Below are 2946 nucleotides of genomic sequence, written 5' to 3' on the forward strand. Positions count from 1 at the left end.
GATAAAGACGGACGACATGGCCGACAGCAACATGCAGGAGAGCCGCCTCCAACGACGCAAAGCTCGCACACGAACTGCGCTCATTCGAGCCGCCCGATCGTTCATTGCCGAAGGGCGGGTCAACGCGCCGGTACTCGAGATCACCCAGGCCGCCGACGTGGGAATGGGCTCGTTCTACAACCACTTCGACAGCAAGGAACAGCTGTTCCGGGCAGCCGTCGACGACGCGTTCGAGGCGCACGGTGCACTACTCGACGAACTGACGTCCGATCTCGACGACCCGGCCGAGGTGTTCGCCCGGTCGTTTCGACTGACAGGGCGCCTGCACCGAATCCAGCCCGAATTCTCACGGGTCCTGCTCGCCGACGGATCGGCGCTCATCACCTCCCAGCACGGTCTCGCGCCTCGGGCGCTGCGCGACCTCGAGGCCGCAGCCGCCGCTGGTCGCTTCACGATCCACGATCCACAACTGGCCCTGGCCCTCGTCGCCGGCGCCACGATCGGTCTCGCCCAGCTCCTGCACGATCAGCCCGACCGCGACGATGCCGAATCGACCGACCGGATGGCAGAAGACCTTCTGCGCACCTTCGGCCTCCCCGACGACGAGGCCCGCCGTATCTGTCGGCGCCCCCTCCCCGATATCAAAATGCTCGGCGCACTGCCGGGCAAGTAATTCCCGGCAAGTCTCCGGCGACACCGAACACCCCTCCATCCATCCACTTCCACTTCTTATCGGGTGAGCAGATAGAAGCGCCAGAAACCGAAGTTTTCGATGGGCAGGACCGAGACGCCGGAGAAACCGGCGTCCAGCGCGTAGCGGCGCAAGGTGGACGGGCGCATCACCGTTCCCGTGCCGACGGACTCGGGGTGGCTCATGCCGTCCGGGAGACAACACGAGAGGCTGAACCCGTACATGAGCCGCTCCACGTCGTCGCCGGGGGCGGTGAACTCGTCCGCGACCGCTTCGTCCATCACCACCACGAATCCGTCGTCGGTGAGCGACCGCAGCGCTGCGCTCAGCACTTCCACCGGCCGCGGCATATCGTGAATGCACTCGAACGCGAAGACTGCGGTGAACCGACCCGCCGGCAGGTCCGCGGCGTCGGAGTCAGTGACCGTGACGCGGCCCGAAACATCCTGCGATTCGGCCACATTGGTGGTGGCGAGGGCGATCGTCGCAGGGTCGACGTCGTAGCCACTCACCCGCGCCTGCGGATAGGCGCGTGCCAATGCAATCGTGGCCCATGCACCGCCGCAACCGATATCGGCGATCTCGATCCCCGGTTCGCGCAGCGCGGCGTCGAGTTCGGGTACCGACGCGAGTGCACCGGGCAATGCCTTTTCGAACCACGGCCGGTTCATGGCCGCCTGTGATTCCCGCGCGTCGGAGCCGAGGGCGGCCCAGCTCACTCCACCGCCAGTGCGGTAGGCGGTGAGAAGTTCGGGCAGATGGACGGCGAGGCCGCAGAGCATTCGGGCGAGCGGCCCGAGATAGTTGAGGCTGTGCTCGTCGGTGAGCACCTCGGCGGCGGCGTCCGGAAGGGTGAACCGCCGCGGCTCGTCGTCGCTTGCTTCGAGCAGGCCGGTCACGGCCTGCTGTTCGAGCCATTCGCGGGCATAGCGGGAGTGGGTACCGGTACGGGCGGCGAGCTCGTCCGGGGTTGCCGGGCCGTCCGTGGCGAGGCTGCGATACCAGCCGAGCCGGTCGCCGATGTAGATAGCGAGCACGTCGATCGTGCCGAGCGACGCGTCGACGATGCGTTGCGCCAGCGAATCGACCGTGGTCAGAGTTTCGGTCATGGGACGGCCTCCGAGCGTCGGGGGTTTTTCGGGGCATCCTCATCCTGCGCGCCGGGCTCACGAGGAACAACCTTGCTCGCGCGGCTTGTTCTCGTGCAGATCACCGGCAGTCCAGCCAGGGCGCATCGCTGCGGCGGGCGGGAGAGCCTGGGTGGGACGGTCGCCACGAAGCGGCCGGCCGCCCCCAGACGTGGGACGGGACGGTCCGGCCGCGGCGCGCTCTTCAGGAGGCGATCAGGTCGTCGATCTGGTTGATCGCCGACGAGGCACCCTCGATCACACCCATGTCGAGCACCTGCTGGAGCGCCTCGGCTGACTCGAAGGTGCTCACGTAGGTTGCACGAGTGCCGCCGTCGTGCGCGTCGAAGGTGTAGACGTTCCTGGAGACGGGCAGTGCGGGGTTCGGGTTGAAGTCCACGTCGGCGAAGCCGTCGAGGAAGGAGAAGCTCGTCGGTTCGTCGACGGCCGTGATCTGCCAGTATCCGGCGTACTTCTCGCCTTCCGGACCGGTCATGAAGTAGGTCGTGCGGCCGCCGGGCGTGAGGTCGTGCTCGACCACGGTCGCCGGGTAGGTCGGCGGGCCCCACACCGCCTCCAGCTGGCGTGGGTCGGCGTAGACCTGCCAGATTCGCTCCACCGGCGCGGCGAAATCGGCGGTGATGGTCAGGGTCAGGTTGTCGAGGTCCTGCTGGACGTCGGTCACAGGCATGGTTCATTCCTCCTTGTTCGAGTCGGATGCGATGAGTTCGTCGATGCGTGCGACGCGACCGCGCCACACCTGCTCCAGCTCGGTGAGCATGGACGCCACCGACCGCACCGCCGCCACGTCGCCGCTGGCCAGCTGCTCTCGACCGCTGCGTCGCTTGGTCAGCAGTCCGGCCTTCTCCAACACGGCGACGTGCTTCTGTACTGCGGCGAAGCTCATCTCGTACTTCGCCGCGAGCGCGGAGACCGAGTGCTCCCCGGCCAGCACCCGGCGCATGATGTCGCGCCGGGTCCGGTCTGCGAGCGCGTGAAACAGGGCGTCGGCCCGGTCCTCGTCGTCTCCGCTCACAGAATTAATATACAACCGATCAGTTGTAGATTGTCAAGGCCTTCTCACGGTGCCAACCAAAGGGGTCGTGGCTCCTCGGACCAGGTCGTGTG

The 2946-nt window shown here is 66.9% G+C and carries 4 protein-coding genes; 1 reads left to right on the forward strand and 3 read right to left on the reverse strand.

Annotated elements, in window-relative coordinates:
* Positions 1-16: 16 nt before the first annotated feature.
* A complete protein-coding gene (locus tag WAW17_RS27945) occupies positions 17-673 on the forward strand; it encodes a TetR/AcrR family transcriptional regulator (protein WP_422336114.1) in 657 nt (218 codons plus the stop codon).
* Positions 674-729: 56 nt separating this feature from the next.
* Here the strand turns inward: WAW17_RS27945 and WAW17_RS27950 are convergent, their stop codons facing one another.
* From WAW17_RS27950 to WAW17_RS27960, 3 genes are all read right to left on the reverse strand, one after another.
* The gene (locus WAW17_RS27950; protein ID WP_422336111.1) at positions 730-1800 is read right to left on the reverse strand and encodes a class I SAM-dependent methyltransferase; all 1071 of its coding nucleotides are present in this window, start codon (positions 1798-1800) and stop codon (positions 730-732) included.
* Between the two features lie 223 nt (positions 1801-2023).
* Positions 2024-2509: an SRPBCC family protein gene (locus WAW17_RS27955; protein WP_422336112.1), complete on the reverse strand. Its 486-nt coding sequence runs from the start codon at positions 2507-2509 to the stop codon at positions 2024-2026.
* A 3-nt stretch (positions 2510-2512) separates the two neighbouring features.
* On the reverse strand, positions 2513-2854 hold the full coding sequence (locus WAW17_RS27960; protein WP_422336113.1) for an ArsR/SmtB family transcription factor: 342 nt from the start codon (positions 2852-2854) through the stop codon (positions 2513-2515).
* Positions 2855-2946 lie beyond the last annotated feature (92 nt).

The sequence above is a fragment of the Rhodococcus sp. (in: high G+C Gram-positive bacteria) genome (assembly GCF_049286785.1).
Lineage (GTDB): Bacteria > Actinomycetota > Actinomycetes > Mycobacteriales > Mycobacteriaceae > Rhodococcus_F.

Coding starts and splice junctions, on each gene's coding strand:
- WAW17_RS27945 (WP_422336114.1), top strand. CDS start 17: ATGGCCGACAGCAACATGCAGGAGAGCCGCCTCCAACGACGCAAAGCT.
- WAW17_RS27950 (WP_422336111.1), bottom strand. CDS start 1,800: ATGACCGAAACTCTGACCACGGTCGATTCGCTGGCGCAACGCATCGTC.
- WAW17_RS27955 (WP_422336112.1), bottom strand. CDS start 2,509: ATGCCTGTGACCGACGTCCAGCAGGACCTCGACAACCTGACCCTGACC.